The 20845-nt window shown below is 52.1% G+C and carries 17 protein-coding genes; 14 read left to right on the top strand and 3 right to left on the bottom strand.

The genetic code is table 11. The features are described from left to right. Positions 1–38: 38 nt before the first annotated feature. The 13 genes from ACZMIG_RS06370 (at position 39) to ACZMIG_RS06430 (ending at position 15274) form a co-directional block, all read left to right on the top strand. Entirely contained in the window at positions 39–851 is an 813-nt protein-coding gene (locus tag ACZMIG_RS06370) for a DUF3108 domain-containing protein (protein ID WP_021854509.1), read from the top strand. A gap of 76 nt (positions 852–927) precedes the next feature. After that, positions 928–1890, top strand: a complete 963-nt coding sequence (gene bla / locus ACZMIG_RS06375; RefSeq protein ID WP_487889292.1) for a class A beta-lactamase — start codon at positions 928–930, stop codon at positions 1888–1890. Positions 1891–2003: 113 nt separating this feature from the next. Next, a complete protein-coding gene (gene miaB / locus ACZMIG_RS06380) occupies positions 2004–3389 on the top strand; it encodes a tRNA (N6-isopentenyl adenosine(37)-C2)-methylthiotransferase MiaB (protein ID WP_487889293.1) in 1386 nt (461 codons plus the stop codon). A gap of 519 nt (positions 3390–3908) precedes the next feature. Continuing rightward, positions 3909–5738, top strand: a complete 1830-nt coding sequence (locus ACZMIG_RS06385) for an ABC transporter ATP-binding protein (RefSeq protein ID WP_021854512.1) — start codon at positions 3909–3911, stop codon at positions 5736–5738. 22 nt (positions 5739–5760) lie between these two features. Next, positions 5761–6693 carry a lysophospholipid acyltransferase family protein gene (locus ACZMIG_RS06390; protein WP_021854513.1) on the top strand — a complete coding sequence of 311 codons (933 nt, stop codon included), beginning with the start codon at positions 5761–5763 and terminating at the stop codon, positions 6691–6693. A gap of 162 nt (positions 6694–6855) precedes the next feature. Then, positions 6856–7992 (top strand): glycosyltransferase family 4 protein, encoded by a 1137-nt coding sequence (locus ACZMIG_RS06395; protein WP_302024515.1) that lies wholly within the window; start codon positions 6856–6858, stop codon positions 7990–7992. A gap of 109 nt (positions 7993–8101) precedes the next feature. After that, a complete protein-coding gene (locus ACZMIG_RS06400; protein ID WP_302352445.1) occupies positions 8102–9007 on the top strand; it encodes a glycosyltransferase family 2 protein in 906 nt (301 codons plus the stop codon). Positions 9008–9233: 226 nt separating this feature from the next. Then, complete coding sequence (locus ACZMIG_RS06405; protein ID WP_021854516.1) at positions 9234–10223, top strand: glycosyltransferase family 4 protein; 990 nt, start codon at positions 9234–9236, stop codon at positions 10221–10223. 52 nt (positions 10224–10275) lie between these two features. Then, on the top strand, positions 10276–11310 hold the full coding sequence (locus ACZMIG_RS06410; RefSeq protein ID WP_487889294.1) for an NAD-dependent epimerase: 1035 nt from the start codon (positions 10276–10278) through the stop codon (positions 11308–11310). Between the two features lie 7 nt (positions 11311–11317). Further along, entirely contained in the window at positions 11318–12100 is a 783-nt protein-coding gene (locus tag ACZMIG_RS06415) for a lipopolysaccharide kinase InaA family protein (protein WP_487889295.1), read from the top strand. Between the two features lie 58 nt (positions 12101–12158). Next, entirely contained in the window at positions 12159–13268 is a 1110-nt protein-coding gene (gene glf / locus ACZMIG_RS06420) for a UDP-galactopyranose mutase (protein WP_487889296.1), read from the top strand. 106 nt (positions 13269–13374) lie between these two features. After that, complete coding sequence (locus ACZMIG_RS06425) at positions 13375–14436, top strand: glycosyltransferase (protein ID WP_487889297.1); 1062 nt, start codon at positions 13375–13377, stop codon at positions 14434–14436. After that, positions 14426–15274, top strand: coding sequence for an alpha/beta hydrolase (locus tag ACZMIG_RS06430; RefSeq protein WP_484446338.1), 849 nt, complete (start codon positions 14426–14428; stop codon positions 15272–15274). Before ACZMIG_RS06425 ends, ACZMIG_RS06430 begins: the two co-directional genes overlap by 11 nt. Positions 15275–15593: 319 nt before the next feature. On the opposite strand, the gene ACZMIG_RS06435 is transcribed toward ACZMIG_RS06430, so the two are convergent. Together ACZMIG_RS06435 and ACZMIG_RS06440 are read right to left on the bottom strand one after the other, a co-directional pair. Then, on the bottom strand, positions 15594–16301 hold the full coding sequence (locus ACZMIG_RS06435; protein ID WP_487889298.1) for a DUF3307 domain-containing protein: 708 nt from the start codon (positions 16299–16301) through the stop codon (positions 15594–15596). After that, positions 16298–16957 carry a helix-turn-helix transcriptional regulator gene (locus ACZMIG_RS06440; RefSeq protein ID WP_487889299.1) on the bottom strand — a complete coding sequence of 220 codons (660 nt, stop codon included), beginning with the start codon at positions 16955–16957 and terminating at the stop codon, positions 16298–16300. Before ACZMIG_RS06440 ends, ACZMIG_RS06435 begins: the two co-directional genes overlap by 4 nt. A 998-nt stretch (positions 16958–17955) precedes the next feature. Between ACZMIG_RS06440 and ACZMIG_RS06445 the strand changes: the two genes are divergently transcribed. After that, positions 17956–18627: a hypothetical protein gene (locus ACZMIG_RS06445; RefSeq protein WP_482682224.1), complete on the top strand. Its 672-nt coding sequence runs from the start codon at positions 17956–17958 to the stop codon at positions 18625–18627. A gap of 782 nt (positions 18628–19409) precedes the next feature. Here the strand turns inward: ACZMIG_RS06445 and ACZMIG_RS06450 are convergent. Then, entirely contained in the window at positions 19410–20801 is a 1392-nt protein-coding gene (locus tag ACZMIG_RS06450; RefSeq protein ID WP_487889300.1) for a pectate lyase family protein, read from the bottom strand. Positions 20802–20845 lie beyond the last annotated feature (44 nt).

Genomic DNA, 20845 nt, shown 5'->3' on the forward strand with positions numbered 1-20845 from the left:
CACGGAAAGAACAGGACACAAACAAAAATGCACATATCATGAAACATCTAAGAACACTCACACTGGCAATAATGCTGATTGCAACTGCCGTGGCAGCCATGGCGCAGTGTAGCTTCAGAAACACAGCCTTCAAGTCGGGCGAGTTCTTGTCATACAACCTGTACTACAACTGGAAGTTTGTATGGGTAAGAGTAGGCACCGCCTCGATGTCGATAGTGCAAAGCAAGTATAACGGGCAGCAGGCCTACCGCGCCAGCCTCACCACAAGGGGCAACAGCAAGATGGACAAGATGTTCGTGATGCGCGACACGCTGCTCTGCTATTCAACAACCAACCTCGCACCGCTCTACTACCGCAAGGGAGCGCTCGAAGGAAAACGCTACACCGTAGACCAAGTGTGGTACAGCTATCCGGGCGGAAAGTGCAAGATAACACAGAGCCGGCTGCACAAGGACGGCAAGGTGGAGAAGCGCACGGTGACTCCCGGCGAGTGTGTCTACGACATGATGAACATATTTCTCAGGGCGCGCAGCTTCGACCCGGCCAACTGGAAGAAGGGTTACGTGGTTGACTTCCCCATTGCCGACGGCAACGGACTTAACCCAGCGAAGCTGAAATTCATGGGACGCAAGACCGTGAAGGCCGACAACGGCGTGAAATACCGCTGCCTCGAACTGTCGTACACCGAGAAGGACAAGGGCGAATGGCGCGAGATAGCGCGCTTCTTCGTAACCGACGACGCCAACCACATACCCGTAAGGCTCGACATGTTCCTGAAGTTCGGTTCGGCAAAGGCTTTCCTCACCAACATGAGAGGCACGCGCAACAAGATAACTTCAGTAACGAAATAAGCGCCAAAGGCAGCCGGCTGCTGCACGCATTGGTGCATACGGCCGGAAAAGGCGACATAACATAGGATCAAAGACAATGCTTAAAGAGATAACGATGAGGGCAGCCGCAGCTGCGCTATGTCTTATGTGCTGCGCCGGAACGCAGGCTGCCTGCCGCGAAAGTGGCTGTGAAAGCACGGCGGAAGGCGCTGCCGTGACGGCTGAAATGCCGCAATACGAAGGGCAGAAGAAGCTTGCTGCCATAAAGAAACTCGCTGAAGGCAAGGATGCCGAGATAGGCGTGGCATGGATGGAAGGCAACGCCATGCACAGCATGAACAACGAAAGACTGTATCCGCTGATGAGCGTGTTCAAGCTCCACGTGGCCGTTGCCCTGCTGAAAGACATGGAGCGCAGGGGCGCAGCGGTGGACACGACGCTCAACATAACGCCTGAGCAGATGCGCAAGGACACATACAGTCCGCTGATGAAGCTGCATCCCGACGGCAGGTTCAGCATAACGCTGCCGCAGCTGATACGCTACGCCATAGCCGAGAGCGACAACAACGCCGCCGACATACTGATAGCCATGGCCGGAGGCATAGACAGCGTTGACCGCGAGATACACGCCATGGGCATAAAAGACTGCCATCTGTCGGAGACGGAGGCCACGATGTATGAAGCACCGATAAACAGCTATGCCAACTGGAGCAAGCCCGAGTCGGTGGTGTGGCTGCTCCGTAAGCTATACGACGGCAAGCTGCTCAGCGGCGAATACGACCGCTGCATAAAGCAGGCGCTGGCCGCAACCACCACGGGAGCCGACAAGATAAAGGCCGGACTGAGCCAAGGAATGACGCTGGCACACAAGACCGGCACGGGATTCCGCATGGCTGACGGCACCAAGATGGCCGACAACGACGCCGGAGTGGTGACCATGCCCGACGGCAGACAGGTGGCCATAGCCATACTGATAAAAGACTCGAAGATGAGCGACGCCGACAACGCGCGCCTCATGGCCGAGATAACAAAGATAATACTGGGCGATGAAAGAGAGTGAGCGGACGCCCGGCGACGACAGCCGCAAGCCCTGCGCGGCGGCATCAGCCGGCAAAGTATAATTCTCATACGTCCCATTGCTCCCATTACCCTAAAACACCAATAACAACGAAGATGAAGAAACTATTTATAGAAACCTACGGCTGCCAGATGAACGTGGCCGACAGCGAGGTTGTGGCCTCGGTGATGAAGATGGCCGGATATGAACTGTGCGAAAGCGTTGACGAAGCCGACGCCGTGTTTCTGAACACGTGCAGCGTGCGCGACAATGCCGAACAGAAAGTGCTCAACCGCCTCGACACCCTGCACGCCATGACGCGCAAGGGCAGAAGAATGATTATCGGAGTGCTGGGATGCATGGCCGAGAGAGTGAAGGAAGACCTGCTCGAGAACCATCATGCCGACCTCGTGGCCGGCCCCGACGCCTATCTCACCCTGCCCGACCTAATAGCTCAGGCCGAGACGGGACACAAGGCGATGAACATCGAGCTGTCTACCACAGAGACTTACCGCGACGTAATGCCGCAGAGAATATGCGGACCGCACGTGGGCGGATTCGTGAGCATCATGCGCGGATGCAACAACTTCTGCCACTACTGCATCGTGCCTTACACCCGCGGACGCGAACGCAGCCGCGACGTGGAGAGCATTCTGCGCGAGGTGCGCGACCTGCACGAACACGGATACAAGGAAGTTACGTTGCTCGGACAGAACGTTAACTCCTACTTAGGAGAATTAAAAAGTAAAAATGAAAAAGTAAACAGCGAGGGTAACGACGGCAAAGCCGACGCAAAGAGCGATAAAGTGGCGTTCCCGGCACTGCTGCGCATGGTGGCAGAGGCCGTGCCCGACATGCGCATACGCTTCACCACGAGCCACCCGAAGGACATGAGCGACGACACGCTGCGCGTGATAGCCGAGATGCCCAACATCTGCCATCACATACATCTGCCCGTGCAGAGCGGATCAGACCGCATACTGAAGCTGATGAACCGCAAATATACAAGAGAGTGGTATATGGACCGCGTGAGGGCCATTCGCCGCATAATACCCGACTGCGCCATATCTACCGACATATTCGTGGGCTACCACAGCGAGACTGAGGAAGACCACCAGATGTCGCTCTCGCTGATGCGCGAGGTGGGCTACGACTCTGCCTTCATGTTCAAATACAGCGAGCGCCCCGGCACATACGCATCGAAGCACCTGCCCGACGACGTATCTGAGGAGGTTAAGCTGCGCCGCCTGGCAGAGATGATAGAGCTGCAGACCAAGCTGTCGGCAGAGTCGAACGCCAAGGACGTAGGCAAGGAGTTCGACGTGCTGATAGAGGGCTTCAGCAAGCGCAGCCGCGAACAGCTCTTCGGACGCACCGGACAGAACAAGGTGGTGGTGTTCGACAAGGGCAACTGCCACATCGGCCAGACCGTAAGGGTAAGGATAACCGACAGCTCGAGCGCAACGCTCAAAGGCGTGCTCGCAGACGGCGGCGAGGCATAAAACCGACTAATTGGAAGCACGATAATATTAACTTTGAAGAGAAAGGCGGCACTCTTATCATCAAGAGGCCGCCTTTCATGTTCTGAAAGGGCACCTTTCGCCGTCCGAAAGACCGTCTTTTGCAGCCTAAAAGGCCACCTTTTAGAGCCTGAAACATGGCCTTTTGCAACGCACTGTGTATCAATGTGTTATACAGCCCGATACATTCCGCCCCGAAGCGCCGCACGACAAGCCGCACGACAGGGGCACGAAACTGTAACTAACGGCACCAGTCCTTCATGCTGCAAGGCGCTGACAGGACACGGAAAAGCCGGCAGCGGCGTGCCTTCCGCCATGCTCCGGCAGTATGACAACCGGCATGGATTAGCCCCTCAAACAGCCCCCATATCGCCTTTGCGGCCCCTCAGACAGCCCCATAATGAACTAAAACGGCCGCCATATTTTGTTTTCTTGCACAAAAACACTATCTTTGCAACCGGAATAAACCTAAATTCCATAAAAAGAACAACCCACGGATAGATGAAAGAATTTTTACAAGTATTGCGCCGTTTTGTACCTCCCTACAAAAAATACCTGGTACTGACGGTGGTGTTTAATATCCTTTCGGCGGTATTGAACATCTTTTCTTTCATGGCCATAATACCAATCCTGCAGATACTTTTCAAGACTCAGGCGGCCAGCGTGCCTGCCGGACTGATGGACTGGGGCAGCGGCAACATGAAAGATGTGCTGATAAACAACGCCAATTATTATATCTACGAGATGATCGGGAGCATGGGCGCCACCACAACGCTGCTCGTCATAGGCCTGTTTCTGGCCTTCATGACGTTTCTGAAGACGGGTGCCTATTTCCTTTCGTCGGCTACGATAATTCCTATACGCACAGGCGTGGTGCGCGACATACGCAACCAGCTCTACCGCAAGATTACGTCGCTGCCGCTCGGATTCTTCTCCGAGGAGCGCAAGGGCGACATCATAGCGCGCATGAGCGGCGACGTGCAGGAGATTGAGAACTCCATAATGTCGAGCCTCGACATGCTCTTCAAGAACCCTATACTGATAGTGTTCTATTTTGCCACGCTGCTCGTCATCAGCTGGCAGCTGACGCTCTTCACGCTCGTCATAGTGCCCATCATGGGCTGGTTCATGGGCTTTGTGGGCCGCAAGCTGAAGCAGAAGTCGATAAAGGCGCAGTCGCTGTGGAGCGACACGATGAGCCAGGTGGAGGAGACGCTTGGCGGACTGCGCATCATAAAGGCCTTCTGCGCCGAGGAGAAGATGAACCGCCGCTTCGACAAGATTAACTCTGAATACCGCGAGAACATACGCCGCGTGAACACCCGCCAGCAGATGGCCCACCCGATGAGCGAGTTTCTCGGCACGGTGATGATTGTCATAGTGCTCTGGTTCGGCGGTGTATTGGTGCTAAACAACATGACTCTGAGCGGCCCCACATTCATCTACTATCTCGTTATACTCTACAGCATAATCAATCCGCTGAAAGAATTCTCGAAAGCGGGCTACAACATACCCAAGGGTCTCGCCTCGATGGAGCGCGTGGACAAGATACTCATGGCCGAGAGCAACATCAAGGAGCCTGAGCATCCGGTGCACATAACCGACTTCAAGAGCAAGATAGAGTTTCGCAACGTGTCGTTCAAGTACGACCAGAAGTGGGTTCTGCGCAACATCAACCTCACCATAGAGAAGGGCAAGACCGTGGCGCTCGTAGGCCAGAGCGGCGGCGGCAAGTCGACGCTCGTAGACCTCATACCGCGCTACTACGACGTGCAGGAGGGCGAGGTGCTCATCGACGGAGTGAACGTGAAGGACATGGGACTGCACGACCTGCGCTCGCTCATAGGCAACGTAAACCAGGAGGCCATATTGTTTAACGACAGTTTCCGCAACAACATATCGTTCGGCGTTGACAACGCCACGCAGGAGCAGATAGAGAACGCCGCAAGGATAGCCAACGCTCACGACTTCATCATGGAGTCGGAACACGGTTACGACACCAACATAGGCGACCGAGGCGGACGCCTCTCGGGCGGACAGCGCCAGCGCGTGAGCATAGCCCGCGCCATACTGAAGAACCCGCCGATACTCATCCTAGACGAGGCTACGTCGGCTCTCGACACCGAGAGCGAGCGACTGGTGCAGGACGCGCTCGAGCATCTGATGAAGACGCGCACCACGGTGGCCATTGCCCACCGCCTGTCGACCATCAAGAACGCCGACGAGATATGCGTCATACACGAGGGAGAGATCGTTGAGCGCGGCACCCACGAGGAGCTGCTCGCCATCGACGGCTACTACAAGAAGCTGAACGACATGCAGACACTGTAATCAACTAACCGGAGAAAGAGGAATGAAAGAGTTTTTATATAACATAATCTACGGCATTTTCTATCTGGTGTCAAAGTTGCCTTACAGGGCCCTCTATGTGATATCAGACATCGCCAACCTCGTTCTCTACCACATAGTGCGCTACCGCCGCGACATCGTCAGACGCAACATAACATCGGCATTCCCCGAGAAGAGCCTCGAGGAGTGCATCAGCATAGAGCGCGGATTCTACAAGTGGTTCTGCGACTACTTCGTAGAGACCGTCAAGCTCATGTCCGTCAGCCGTCAGGAGCTGCTCAGCCGCATAGAGTTCAGGGGCATCGACAAGATTGAGGAGTGCTTCGACAGAGGCCAGACCTGCGCCGGCATACTCGGACATTACGGCAACTGGGAGCTGCTCTCGGCCACAGGCCTTGTCATAAAGAAGCATCCCGAGGCCGTAATCGGACTGATATACCACCCCCTGCGCAGCCAGCTCTTCGACCGCCTGTTCATCAACATGCGCCAGAGCATGGGCGGAGTGTGCGTCCCCAAGAAGGACATACTGAGATATCTCGTGTCGTTCCGCAGCCAGAACCTCATGAATCTCTTCGGCTACATTGCCGACCAGGCGCCCCGCTACCGCAACATCCACCTGTGGCTGCCGTTCCTCAACCACGACACACCTGTGTTCACGGGCGCCGAGCGCATAATGCGCAAGATGAACAACGCCGTGTTCTACATCGACGTTGAACGCCCCGAACGCGGAAAATATATCTACACCTTCAAGCTCATGACCGACAAGCCCGGCGAAATGCCTGAGTTTGAGATAACCAAAAAGTTCTTTGTCATGCTCGAGCAGACCATAAGGCGCGAGCCGCGCTTCTATCTGTGGAGCCACAACCGCTGGAAACGCACGAGGGAGGAGTTTGACAAGGAGTTCAAAATTGAAAACGGACACGTGGTGAGAAAGTAGGCCGAAAGCCTGTCACACGTGAAACATATAACATTAATGGGCCGGCACACGCCACGCTGCACAACAGCGGCAAGCATGCGGCAAAGTGCCCTGGAACGGCAAGACGGCGCAAGCCGGCACGGCGGCCAGGCAGAATGCAGCCCGCAACAAAATATGTAAAATATGATTATAGGATACGACGCCAAGCGCATTGTATGTAACCGCACCGGACTGGGAAGCTACGCCCGCACACTGATCAACGACCTCTCGGAGGTTATAACGCCCGACATAAAGCTCAACCTATACGCCCCCGACAAGGGCGACAGCGCGCTGAGAAGCCAGGTAAGAGAGTCGGCAGGCGTAAGATTCGTGTATCCCCGCAGGAGCCTTTCGGGCCTGCAGAAGGCATGGTGGCGCATGCACTCAATGGTGGACGACCTCTGCGCCGACGGCGTAAAACTCTATCACGGACTCTCGGGCGAGCTGCCCATAGGCATAAAGAAGGCCGGCATAAAGACCGTGGTTACCATTCACGACATCATCTTCATGCGTCATCCTGAATGGTACAACTGGCCCGACACCAAGATTTATGCGTGGAAGTTCAGAAAGACCTGCGCCGAGGCCGACCGCATAATAGCCATCAGCGAATGCACCAAGCGCGACATAATGCTCTACGGAGGCGTAAACCCCGAGAAGATAGACGTTATATATCAGAGCTGCGGCTCGCGCTACAAGATGCGCGAAGGCGAGAAGAAGATGCACGAGGTGCACACGGGCTACATGCTGCCCGAACGCTACATCGTCAACGTGGGCACCATCGAGGAGCGCAAGAACGTGCTGCTGGCAGTGAAGGCACTGAGGATGCTGCCCGAGGACATAAGTCTGGTGATAGTGGGCAAGGCCACCTCATACACCGAAAAGGTGAAGGCGTATATCAGGGAGAACGCTCTCGAAAGCCGCGTGAAGATACTTCACAACGTGCCCAACGAAGACCTGCCCGCCATTTATCAGATGGCCGAGGCGTGCGTCTACCCCTCACGTTACGAGGGCTTCGGCGTTCCGGTCATCGAGGCCATACAGAGCGGACTGCCCGTTGTGGCATGCACGGGCAGCTGTCTTGAGGAGGCAGGCGGCAACGGCACCATATATGTCGACCCCGACGACGTCTATGCCATGGCCGAAGCCATAAAGCAGGTTGTCAAGGGAGCACCCGGACGCGAGGAGCGCATAGCCGCAAGCCGCCAGTATATAACGCGGTTTGAGGGCAACAACGTGGCCCAGCAGGTGATGAACGTCTACAGAGACGTGCTCGGCATCTGACGGCAAGGACACGCCAAAGGGGCTATAACCATATAATACAAACAAAGCAAAGGCACGGGCGGATATAAGCAATGCCGCCGCCGAAGCCCTGCAAAATAACGTAACGACTATGAACGGCGAAATATTCTCCATACTCATACCCACATGGAACAACCTGCCCTTCCTTAAGATATGCGTGGACAGCATAAGGAAGAACTCTACATACAGGCACCAGATTATAGTACACGTCAACGACGGAAGCGACGGCACGCTCGAATGGGTGAGGCAGCAGGGCCTCGACTACACCCACTCGCAGACCAACGTGGGCGTGTGCCTGGCCATGAACATGATGCGCAGCAAGGTGAAGACCGACTATATGCTCTTCATCAACGACGACATGTATGCGCTGCCTGAATGGGACAAGGCGCTGTATGACGAGATAAAGGCGCTGCCCGACAACCGGTTTTTCCTGTCGTCGACGACAATACAGCCCCGCACAAAGGGCGACTCGATAATAAACGCCGACTATGGCGACACGCCTGAGACATTCAGGGAGCAAGACCTGCTCAACGAGTTCCGCACATACAAGATGAACGACTGGATGGGCGCAACGCTGCCGCCGAACATCGTTCACCGCGACATATGGGACCTCGTGGGCGGCTACAGCATAGAGCTTTCGCCCGGAATGTACAGCGACCCCGACTTCACCGCCAAGCTGTATCTCTGCGGCATAAGGATGATGAAGGGCATATCGGCAAGCCGCGTGTATCACTTCGAGACAAAATCTACCACCCGCATACGCAAGAACATGGGACAGATGCAGTTTCTGCTCAAGTGGGGCATGACAAACTCCACCTTCAGGCGCATCTTCACATACAAAGGACACGACTTCGACAGCCGCCTTACTGACGCCTACAGGCACGACGGCCATCTGAAGGCCAACATCCTGCGCGGACGCCTGAAGGCTCTGTGGTGGATGCTGACAAAGGACTTCGGACCGCTGTGGAAGTTCTGGGACAACGACAAGAGACAATAAGCCCGCAGCCCTGCCGGCACCATACAAAACAGGCCTGCCGGCAGACTGAAATACAAAAGACCACATATCGCATTGCGAAAGACCACATATTGCAGGCTGAAAGGCCACATATTGCAAGCCAAAAGACGGCATATCGCAAGTCGTTGAATATCAATGCGATACACAGAATGCCGGCAGCACGGCAAAATGTAATATAAAATTTCATCCGAATTAACAACAACCATATATGATATTAGGAGTATTACTGCCCCACACAAAGCTCTACGGCGGCGTTAAGCGCTTTCTCGAGCTCGGCAACATCTTTGTCGAGCAGGGCCACCGCTTCATAGTGTTCACACCCGACGGCAAAGGCCCCGACTGGTTCGACTTCAAGGGCGAGATGAGCACCTTCGACAAGATTAAAGGCACAAAGCTCGACGCCCTGTGGACCACCACGGTGAAGATGATGCCCATGGTGCTTGAGTCTGATGCGCGCCACAAGATATTCTATCATGTCAGAAAGAGCGACAACGTGGCCAAGCTGATGAAAAATCCCGAGGTTGAGGTGTTCGCATGCTCGTCTAACGTATACGAGTACGACCTCAAGAAGTTCGGCCGCGAGTCGTTCAAGGCCATCGGCGGCGTAACCGTTGCCAACTATAAGCCCAAGGAGAGCTATGAGGTGAAAGACCGCCCGTTCGTCGTCATGGCATACGGACGCATCGTGGAGCGCGTTAAAGGCACCCACTACGTAGTGAGCGCGTGCGAAAAGCTCTATGCGCAGGGCTACAACATAAAGCTGCTCCTCTATGACACGCCGGTTGACGAAGGCGCCGCACGCCGCATAAAGGAGTTTACGTGCAAGTGCCCCTTCGAGTTTGTCGTAGGCCATCCTTTCGACCGCAACTGGGAGCTGTTCAACCGTGCCGACTGCTTTGTGTCGGCCGAGAACCCGCGCTACACCGGATGGAACAACACCGTGGCCGAGGCCATGGCGTGCGCCGTGCCCGTGATAGCCACCAAGGCCGGCACGCTCGACCTGCTGCGCGACAAGGAGAACGGCATACGCTCGGCACGCTGGCGCTTCTGTTTCAGACGCCACATCAAGGAGCTTTACCAGAGCGAGGAGCTGAGAAGGAAGTATGGCGAGGCAGGACTGCGCACCATACGCGACTTCGACTGGAGCGTAGTGGCAAGAAAGATAACTGATTATCTCGAGAAGAAGGACAACAACTGAATGACAACGGAGCAAGGAGTCAGGCTCCCGAACAGATAAAAATCAACAGAAGATGAAGATACTCGTAACCGGCGCGGCCGGATTCATTGGCAGCCGCTGCGCCGAAATGCTGGCCGAAAGAGGCGACGAGGTGGTGGGAATCGACAACATCAACGACTACTACTCGCCCGAGCTGAAGTTCTACCGCCTGCGCCGGACAGGGATAGAGGCCGACGCCAGCCTGCGCATGGGCCACCGCACGGTGAGCACCAAATGGGCCAACTACACGTTTCTGCGCCTCGACATCGAGGACAAGGGCGCCCTCGACATGCTGTTCGACCAGGTTAAGTTTGACAAGATAATACATCTGGCGGCACAGGCAGGCGTGCGCTACTCGATAGAGAACCCCTACGCCTACATGCACAGCAACTGGATTGGCTTTCTGAACATACTCGAGTGCTGCCGCAACTTCAACGTGGAGCATCTCGTCTATGCCTCGTCGAGCTCAGTCTACGGCATGAACAGCAAGGTGCCTTTCTCCGAAGACGACGTCGTGATAAGTCCCGTAAGCCTCTATGCAGCAAGCAAGAAGAGCAACGAACTGATGGCCCACGCCTACTGCAAGCTCTACGGCATAGCCTGCACCGGCCTGCGCTATTTCACCGTATACGGCCCCGCCGGACGCCCCGACATGGCCCCCATGCTGTTTGCAAGAGCCATTAGCGGCGGCAAGCCTATCAAGGTGTTCAACAACGGCGACATGATGCGCGACTTTACCTACATCGACGACATTGCCAACGGCACCATCATGGTGCTCGACAAGACGCCCGACGGAACGGGAACGGCAAACGGACTGCCCTACAAGGTGTATAACATAGGCCTTGGAAGCCCCGTAAGCCTTACCGACTTCATAGCCGAAATAGAGACAAACCTGGGCCGCAAAGCCGAAAAGATACTACTGCCCATGCAGCCGGGCGACGTAAGCCGCACCTGGGCCGACACCACAAAGCTCGAAACCGAGATAGGCTACAAGCCGAAGGTTGCGCTGCACGAGGGCATAAAGAACTTCATCGAGTGGTTTAAGCACTACGAGAACATTAACCTCTGAGCCGCCCATGAGCAAGGAAAAGATAATGACCATGACGGTAGGCAGCGGCTTCAGCGCGCTCAGCGGCTTTGTGGGCAGCCTGCCTCAGACGTTCAGTCAGGGGGGCACTACGCTCTACAAGGGGCGCAATACGGTGAAGTCGTTCTGCGTTGACGGCCGCACGCTCGTGGTGAAACACTACAAGCGGCCCAACCCCGTGCAGCGCGTGGCCTACTCGTTCTTCAAGAAGAGCAAGGCCGCAAGGGCATATCTCTTTGCCGCCATGCTGCGCGAGAGGGGATTCAACACGCCCCGCGAAGTGGCATATCTTGAGCTTGGCAACGGCATACTGATGTCCGACTGCTACTTTGTGTCGGAGTCGTGCATGCTGCCGCCGCTCACCGGCCTGCTCAGACGCGACGACTTTGACCGCGACGCGGCCGACGCGCTGGCTCATCTGCTGGCACAGCTGCACGAAAAAGGGGTGATGCACGGCGACCTGAACCTTACGAACATCCTGTATGAGAGGACTGCCGACGGCGGCTTCAGCTTCTGGCTGATAGACACCAACCGCTCAAAGTTCATACAGCCGACGGAGGACGACTGTGCCGAAAACCTGAAACGGCTCACACACGACAAGCGGCTCATGGACTATGTGATAAGGCGCTACGCCCAAATAAGAGGCATCGACGCCGACAAGACCGTGGCGCTGGTGATAAAGAAGCTCGACGAGTTTGAGCACAAGCGGGCCGTAACGGGCAAATTCAAGAAAGCTTTCAGAAAGATAACCGGCAAGCAGAAAAAACGCTGAAAGGCGCACGCCGCAGCACTGGCGGCAGCATGCTGGCACATAAAAAACACTTGTTACTATGAAAAAATACGATTACCTTATTGTCGGAGCCGGCCTTTTCGGGGCTGTGTTTGCCCACGAGGCGCGCAAGGCTGGACGCAAGTGCCTCGTGATAGACAGGCGCGACAGCACCGGAGGCAACATCCGCTGCGAGAGCATTGAGGGCATCAACGTGCATAAATACGGCGCTCACATATTCCACACGGACAAGAAGGAAGTGTGGAAATATGTTACACGGCTGGTTGAGATGAACCGCTTCACCAACTCGCCCGTGGCCAACTTCAACGGCAGGCTGTACAACCTGCCCTTCAACATGAACACTTTTTATCAGCTGTGGGGCACGCGCACGCCTGCCGAGGCCGAGGAGATGCTCAAGAAGCAGCGCGCCGAGTATGCCTCGATAGAGTGTCCTGCCAACTTTGAGGAGCAGGCGCTGAAGCTATGCGGACGCGACATCTACGAGACGCTGATAAAGGGATACACCGAGAAACAGTGGGGACGGCCTGCACGCGAGCTGCCGGCGGAGATAATAAAGCGTGTGCCGGTGCGCATGACTTTCGACAACAACTACTTCAACGACCCGTATCAGGGCATTCCAGAGGGCGGATACAACAGGCTCATCGACGCCCTGCTGGAGGGCACGGAGACCATACTGCAGCTCGACTTCTTCAGCCGCCGCGACGAGCTTTGCTCACTGGCAGACAAGATAGTGTTCACCGGACGCATTGACAAATACTTCGACTACCGCGCCGGAAGGCTCGAATACCGCAGCCTGAAGTTCGACACCAAGGTGATAGACACGCCCAACTTCCAGGGCAACGCCGTGGTAAACTACACCTCGGCCGACGTGCCCTACACCCGCATCATTGAGCATAAGCACTTTGAATACGGCACTCAGCCCAAGACGGTGATAACCTACGAGTATCCCGCAACATGGAGCGAGGGCCTCGAGCCGTATTATCCCGTCAACAACGAGCGCAACAACGCCATAGCGGCCGAATACCGCCAGATGGCGCGCAGCATGGGCAACGTGATATTCGGAGGCCGCCTCGGGCAGTATGCCTACTTCGACATGGACGACACCGTGGCCGAGGCTCTCAAGCTGGCAGAAAAGGAAATGGGAAATTAAGAAGTAAGAATTAATAATTAATACTTAAGAAAATTTCTCTGCCCCATATTATGAATTCAGAATTGTGAAACAAAGTTCGGCATCAGCCAATTATGATTTGTGAATTATGAATTATGAATTAAATAACTGTAAGTATCTTTCGCGCAACTACAAAGGTCTGGGCAGCGCGGGCAACAAGGCCAAGACTGACATAGAGAAGATTATGGACAGCATGGGCCTCGGCAACGCCGGACTCAGGCAGACCACATACAACAACAAGCTGGCGCACTTCTTCCTGACGCTCGCCGGAGTGATAAAGTCGCCCTTCAGCCTGAAACGCGGCGACACGCTGCTGCTGCAGTATCCGCTGAAAAAATACTTCACGCTGGTGTGCCGCATGGCCCACATGAGGGGAGCGCGCGTAGTTGTGATAATACACGACCTGGGCAGCTTCCGCCGCAAGGCGCTCACGCCCGAGAAGGAGATATGCCGGCTCAACCACGCCGACTACATAATAGCCCACAACGACAGCATGAAGCAGTGGCTCGAGAGCCACGGATGCCGCGCCATGGTGGGCACGCTGGGCATATTCGACTATCTGTCGGACACGCAGGCGGCAAAGAACAACAGCAGCGAAGACACACGCACCATAGTGTATGCCGGAGCGCTGAGCCACCGCAAGAACACCTTCCTCTACCGCTGGGGCGAGCACATAAGCTCGTTCAAGGTGAGGCTCTACGGCAACGGCTTCGAGATTGGCAAGGCGAAGGGCGCCGACAAGTTTGAGCTGATGGGCTTCGTAAAGTCAGACGAGCTTATAGCCACGGCGCGTGGCCACTTCGGCCTGGTGTGGGACGGAGCCTCTGAAGACGGATGCACGGGCGACTGGGGCGAATATCTCAAGATAAACAATCCGCACAAGACGTCGCTCTATCTGCGCTGCTCGCTGCCCGTGATAATATGGAAGCAGGCCGCCCTGGCGCCGTTTGTAAGCAAGCACGGCATAGGTCTGTGCGTCGACTCGCTGAAAGAGCTCGACACCATTCTGCCCAACATCACACAGGGACAGTATGCCTGCATGAAGATGAACGCCGAGCGCATAGGCAACCTCATAGCCCAGGGCAACTTCTTCAGAACTGCCTTTGAGGAGGCTGTAAGGCGGCTTGACGAAAAAGACAATGAAAAATAAGCATAACAACATGACAAACATTACAAGAACAATACTGACGGCGCTGATAATAATGCTGGCCGCAACGGCGGCACGCGCTGCAAAGGTTGACACGCTGAGCGTGTACAGCCAGAAGATGAAGCGCAGCCTCAGCACCATAGTATACACGCCCGACGCCGCAGGCGAGGCCAAATATCCCGTGATTTACCTGCTGCACGGCTACAGCGGCAACAGCACCACATGGCCGGGAATAACCGACGTGGCGCGCCTGGCCGACACCTACCGCACCATCATCGTCTGCCCCGACGGACAGAACAGCTGGTATGTCGACTCGCCCGTCGACCCGTCGATGCAGTTTGAGACGTTCATATCAAAGGAACTGCCCGAGTATATCGACGCCCACTACCCCACCTATGCGCGCCGCGAGCTGAGAGCCATAACGGGCCTGAGCATGGGCGGACACGGAGCCATGTGGAACGGACTGCAGCATCCCGACGTGTTCGGCAACATAGGCACCACGAGCGGATGCATGGACATCTGCCAGTATCCCAACTGCTGGCAGATAGAGAAGGTGCTGGGCAACAAGTTTCAGAACGAGACAGTGTGGAAGTCTCACTCCGTATACTATTCGCTCGACCGCCTGCTCGGCTCGCGCCAGAACATCATCATCGACTGCGGCTACAGCGACTTCTTCTATCCCGTGAACCTTCAGACGCACAAGCGCCTGCGCGAACTCAACGTGAAGCACGACTTCTACGTGCGCCCCGGCGGCCACACGGGCGACTACTGGCACAACTCGATAGACTATCAGATAATGTTCTTCGCCAAGCAATTTGACAAAGTGCTGAAAGAGAAATAACTCTTTGTCCTGCCTACATGAGCGCACGGCGCAGGCATAAACGCCAACGACAACACGCGGCAGGAACATCTTTACGACATAAACAATAAAGGAAGGTGCATCAGAATATGTATGCTAAAATACATTCTGACGCACCTTCTTTTTTTATATAAAACCTGATGATTTTCTTGTGGCTAATTCATAGCGCAATGCAAAACAATCAAGATTATCTCGTAACAGTCTTATTTACGCAATTCGCCTAAATTGGATTTGTTTTTCTGTCAAACAATCCTTTTACAATATATTTCTCCTTGTCTGTTAAATCTCTCATTATGCAGAATTAGAATACTAACGATAATTGTTTCACCATTAAGCCCGACAATGTGGCAATGCCAAAACTCAACAAGGTCCCAGCTAACACATATTCTGTCTTGGCTGTATCTGTGTCCTTAAATCGAAGTAAAGATTTTGCAGCTATGATAAATCCAACAGCTTCATATTGGCCGATTAGAACAAATACCAATGTCAAGATTCTTTCTAAATTTCCAATGAGTGCCCCTGCATTTTTCATATTTTCGCAAGATTCGGTTTCTCCTATTTTATACCGTTCCAATATCAGTTTTATCAGAATATTTGTAGGTTTCAGACAGCATAATACGGCGAATATAAATATCGGAATGGATATATTGTCACGAAAGTTTAAACATTGAATTGGCAAATGGCACTGCAATACATATTGGTGTGCAATAAAACACAAAACTAAGATATGTACAATCTGGTCTATTAAAAATTGCCACAGTCCTTTGCCCATATATGATTTCACTGCATCAATCAAAAAATGTGTTACAACTATGAGCAACGCATAAAGCCAAAAACCAATGGTTGGAACAAATACCCATGAAAGCAGCCCCATGATTATTGCATGAATATATAGAAAGGAGCTTTTAAGTTTTGATACTTCTTTCCTCTTACAATATTTGTCGCTTTGCAGATAGAAATCTCCAATTACATGAGCCGTCAATAGACTTAACAACAACCAGCTGTTCATATATTTTCAAAATTTAGTTGTTCAAAATAATCCAATGCCTCTTCTATGCAATACCATTTGGCTGAAGTTGAATGCTGATTTATTCCTGACTGCTTTACACCTAATATATCTGCTATTTCCTGCTCACTTTTAGACAAAAGTTTATAATAAACAACCTCACTCTGCCGTCTTGTAGTATTATTGAGCAAGGCATCGGTCAGCATTCCGACCGTTTGTAACGCTGGTTTAAGTTGCTTGTCAGCAGGTTCAATAATGAATGTACCGTTTTTGTTTAGAGCGCCCATTCCGCTTAATGTCCGGCCTGATAAATAAATTGCCTCTCCATCCATGATGCCGTGTTCCTTATCTACAATACGCATATCACCTATTCCCACAGCTATACGTATTCCGTATGTTTGGAACAATTTTTTCTTTTTTGATTCTGCAACAGGAAAAGACTTAATGCAACTCTTAATAATTAGAGCTACCCTAAAGCTGTCCTTGGCCGAAGGCAAAAGGCACTCTATGTAATCTCCTTTTATTATCCTTCCCCAAAATCCCGGAAATCTGTTTTCGAGGACAGAAAATAAATCTTCTATCCTTTGCTTCAAGGCAATGGTTTCTTCGATACATAAAGATGTGGAAGAAACTATATCGGCAGAGATGGCTGCATACATAGATTTAATACGTTAACTATTATTTAATGCAAAGGTATGAATAATATCTATATCGGCAAAATATTATAAGTTAATTAGCTTATAAAAGTAAAAAATAAGCTATTTAACTTATTATGATGTATTATAAGTCCTAACTTTTATTCTCATCTGGCCTATATTTCTAATTCTTCGCCAAGCAATTTGACAAAGTGCTGAACGAAAAATAACTTTTTATCCTGCCTACATGAGCGCACGGCGCAGGCATAAACGCCAACGACGACATACGGCAGGAACATCTTTACGACATAAACAATAAAGAAAGGTGCATCAAAATATGTATGCTATGATACATTCTGACGCACCTTCATTCTTTTGCCACAAATGTGCGCAATAACGCAAGCGCAATAGCCATTTCCTCTCCGTCAGAACAATAGCAACTTCTTTCTATGCAACAAATAAGAAAAATGAAAATAATGATATTCATATTATTTTCGTTTCATTTTCTATAAAATATTGATATTTATATACAAAATCAGAAAAAAAATCGTATTTTTGGCTATGGATATAATTTCTTAACTAAAAAAGGAGGTGCACGAAAAAAACTACGTCTAAATTGTATTGAGGCTTTTTCTGCATTTGCAAAATGTTTATGTAACGACAATGAACAAACGGAACCGGTTGTGAGTAATATTTAAACTGATATAGGAATTTTGTCTCGCTCTATAGATGCAAACGGAGCGACGAACAAATATTACATTGATAAAATAGCCATGTCTTACATTACAGGTTCAAATTGGCAGAATTAAGAGAAAACCATCAGTTAAGTATTGAAAGAAAATACTATCTATGCATTCGGCATGCATAGTTCAAAGCACATTTGGCAAGCGACGAACTTTTATACTGATCAGCAGTAATCTACAAGCCAAATTTTACAAGCATGGTCTAACAACTATAACTTGCAAAATTTGTTTATCTGTGTTCAATAACCTTATTGTAAACGACCTTAAAATAAAAACACAATGAATAAACTTATCTTAATACTTTCACTACTATTCATGGCGCTGCCAACGACAGCACGCAACAATCCTGACGACTACAAAGTAACCTGCACGCTGACAGACGGCACGGTAATTGAAGGTTACATCTCGATTCCTTCCACATCACACCTAATTTCACCGGTATATGACATAAAAATAAGCGATACCTACAAAGGTAAAGCCCGTAAATACACATCAGAAGAAGTGAAAAGAATAGTTTACACGTCAACTCTCAATGACTCCTTACCCTTAATTTACGAATCGGTAAAAGCACAAAATAGTATACCCAATCTATTTAGCAAGGATCCAAAGCCTTTTAAGAAGCCAGTATTCCTACAGCTAATTTACGAAGGAAAGAACGTCAAAGGATATAAAACACTAACCACTGATTATACAGTGAACAATAATAGTACCAAAGTCAATTATGTTTGGCGATATTACTATCTAAAGAAAGGAGATGAGATAGCCAAAGCTTATTGGCTCGGCATAAAAGGAATCTTTTTAGTTATGAAGAAAGCCATGAAACTATATTTCAAGGAGTTTCCTAAGCTGGTAGAAATGGTAGATAAAAAAGAGATAAAAGGAAAGCAGTTCCGCAAAAATCCGGCAATGGTGCTTCCGTTGATGGATAAATTCTACGTGCCCGAAAAATAACAGCCATGTTATCATGGCCTACTAAATATCCATACTCAAAATGGCACTCGTTGACAGTTTCAACGAGTGCCATTTTCATTAGCCGTATCTTGCCATACAGACCCATAAACAAATTATTCATATCATTCCTGATATTTGCGCTAAAGTGTATGTCACAAGCAAAAGAATCACGAAAAGTTCCAAGCTTGTGCAGGCTCTGCATGCTAATATCTTTACTGACAGCTTTCGGGTGAAGTGCTTGTCTTTCAGAGGTTCAAAATTGTCTGTATTGGCAGTTTTTTCGGCTTGACAATTCTTTGTATTATATCTCCGCTTTAGTTGACAACAAAAAGCCTATGACTTACGACCAAAAAGTGGGCCGGTTTTGCATGAAAAGTGGCCCACTTACGGGTCGTAAACGGGCCACTAACAGTATGAAAGTAAATGAATGCGATTTGCTTAATGTACAGTCATACAAAACACATGAAATATTTAGACTGAAAGGAAAAACGTATAAAATAGTTACGATTTTCGGCGTGTTTTTGATTTGCAGGCTGATGCAAGACGCCATGACGGCTGAAAAGGATCAAAAAAACATATGTCTAAAAGCTGCGAACATTAGTTTTAAGCCAAGATAAGTGATTATGATTTGGCCGGAAAAGTTTCTCTTTATCAGATGTGCATACACTTCAGGCCGTCATCAAACCACACGACAGGCATTGCCGCCAGGCTTTTATTTACACGGCGCATCGTGCCTGAGCAATGGCCCATGGCAGCGCGCAGGCTTGCCACAGGCATGAACGTCAGGGCGCAATGCTGTTTAGATAGTTCTCAAGATTAGTGTATCCGTTGCTGCCAAGGACGTTGCGGTCGGCAGGATTGGCAGGGTCGAGGCCGTGCTCACGCTCCCATGCGTCGGGCATGCCGTCATGGTCGGAGTCGGCAGGGGCGGCGGCGCTCTTAAGCTCGGGCCATCCGCCCACATCATGCTGCGAGTCTATTATGCCCGTGGGCACATGGTCATCGCCCGCGTCTTTCCTGCTGCTGTAGCTCTTGCCGCCGAATGTGGCCGTGCCAGAGCGCACCTCTGCCACTATGCGACGGTCTACCGCGTCGCGCACGGGCAGCGAGCATCCCGCCCTGTCGAGCACTGCCTCGTATGCCTCGTGTGGCGTCTGCTCATCTATCTTCATGGCATCCCAGGACTTGCCGAGCCTTATCCTGTCGAGCACGCTGCTGCCGCCCTGCGGCTGCACTCCGCCGTTCCAGTTGTCGCGCGTAACAGCGCCGTTGCCCTCTACCACGTTGCCCTCTACATACCACAGACCGTAATCGTCGTCGCCGCGGCCGCCGGGGTTTACTATACGGTAAGACACCCTGCCGCCGCGCGTGGCCGGACCGGGCTTATAGTAGTTGCCCACCATGTTCACCATTATCGAGCTGAACTCTGGGTTGCCCTTCTGCTGCCTCTCGCCGCCGTAGCTGCTGTTGTAGCCCCAGTTGTAGACAACGTTGTTGCGATAGTCGTTGCGCCCGCCTCCCGACGCCCAGCGCGGGTTGCGGCTCGAGTGATGGGCTATCAGGTTGTGATGATATGTGCTGAGGTCGGAGCCCCATATGCCGCCGAAGCCGTGGCTGCCCTTAACGTGGTTGGAACCGAAGAGGCTCTCGGTGATCATGCACCACTGTATGGTTACGTTCTTGCAGTGATACACCGACATTGTCTCGTCGATGCTCCAGCTTGCCGACACGTGGTCGAGTATGATGTTCTTGCGGCCGCGGCAGCTTAAGGCGTCGTCGCTGCCGCCACTCTCGTTGCCCAGGCGCACACGTATATAGCGTATTATCACCTCGTCGGCGGCTATGCTCAGCGGATAGCGCTTTATGCAGATGCCGTCGCCGGGAGCGGTCTGTCCGGCTATGGTTATGTAGGGGTTGCGTATTGTGAGCTTTTTCTTCAGGTCGATGGTGCCCGACACGCGGAACACCACCGTGCGCGGTCCCTCGGCCTCAACGGCATGGCGCAGGCTGCCCTCGCCCGAGTCGTTGAGGTTGGTAACTTCGTAGACGTCGCCTCCGCGGCCGCCTACGGTAAACTTGCCATAGCCCTCGGCCGTGGGGAAAGCCTTAAGGCCGTCGGCCATGCACAATGCCGGCACGAGGGTAGCTGCAACAGAAAATATAAGTTTCTTCATGGTTCAGTAAGACTTGTTTTAACCTTATATAAAAGCTACAGTGC

Source organism: Xylanibacter sp. (assembly GCF_057607445.1).